General features: G+C 61.1%; 1 protein-coding gene. It reads left to right on the top strand.

Features of this window, described 5'->3' with window-relative positions:
* On the top strand, window positions 1–1,145 hold a 1,145-nt coding region (locus FJ948_RS30195; RefSeq protein ID WP_140710978.1), incomplete at both ends, for a VCBS domain-containing protein.

Here is a 1,145-nt window from a genome sequence, read left to right as displayed (position 1 = left end):
TCACCGTGACGGTCACCGACGACTTCGGCGCCACCACCACGCAGGACGTCACCGTCACCATCAACGGCACCAATGACAATCCGATCGCGGTTGCCGACACTGCTTCGGTGAAAGAGGACACCGCGCCCAATCCGGTCAGCGGCAATGTGCTGAGCAACGACAGCGATGTCGACACTGGCGATACCCGCAGCGTCACCGCCGTCAATGGTTCGGCCGTCAATGTCGGTGCCAACCTCGCCGGCACTTATGGCACGCTGCATCTCAACAGCGATGGTACCTACACCTATACGCTCAACAACGCCCTGGCCTCGGTGCAGGCTCTGGCAGCAGGTGCCACGGCCACCGACGTCTTCACCTACACCAACTCCGACAACCATGGCGGCTCTTCGAGCGCCAACCTGACCGTCACCATCAACGGCACCAATGATGCCCCGATCGTGGTTGCCGACACCAATTCGGTAAAAGAGGACACAGCGCCCAATCCGGTCAGCGGCAATGTGCTGAGCAACGACAGCGATGTCGACACTGGCGATACCCGCAGCGTCACCGCCGTCAATGGTTCGGCCGTCAATGTCGGTGCCAACCTCGCCGGCACTTATGGCACGCTGCATCTCAACAGCGATGGTACCTACACCTATACGCTCAACAACGCCCTGGCCTCGGTGCAGGCTCTGGCAGCAGGTGCCACGGCCACCGACGTCTTCACCTACACCAACTCCGACAACCATGGCGGCTCATCGAGCGCCAACCTGACCGTCACCATCAACGGCACCAATGATGCCCCGATCGTGGTTGCCGACACCAATTCGGTAAAAGAGGACACAGCGCCCAATCCGGTCAGCGGCAATGTGCTGAGCAACGACAGCGATGTCGACACTGGCGATACCCGCAGCGTCACCGCCGTCAATGGTTCGGCCGTCAATGTCGGTGCCAACCTCGCCGGCACTTATGGCACGCTGCATCTCAACAGCGATGGCACCTACACCTACACGCTCAACAACGCCCTGGCCTCGGTGCAGCAGTTGGCCGAAGGCGCCAGCGTCACCGACGTCTTCAGCTACACCAACTCCGACAACCATGGCGGCTCATCGAGCGCCAACCTGACCGTCACCATCAACGGCACCAATGATGCCCCGATCGTGGTT

This window comes from Mesorhizobium sp. B2-3-12 (genome assembly GCF_006442205.1).
GTDB lineage: Bacteria > Pseudomonadota > Alphaproteobacteria > Rhizobiales > Rhizobiaceae > Mesorhizobium.
This window is presented reverse-complemented; position numbering and strand designations above follow the sequence as displayed.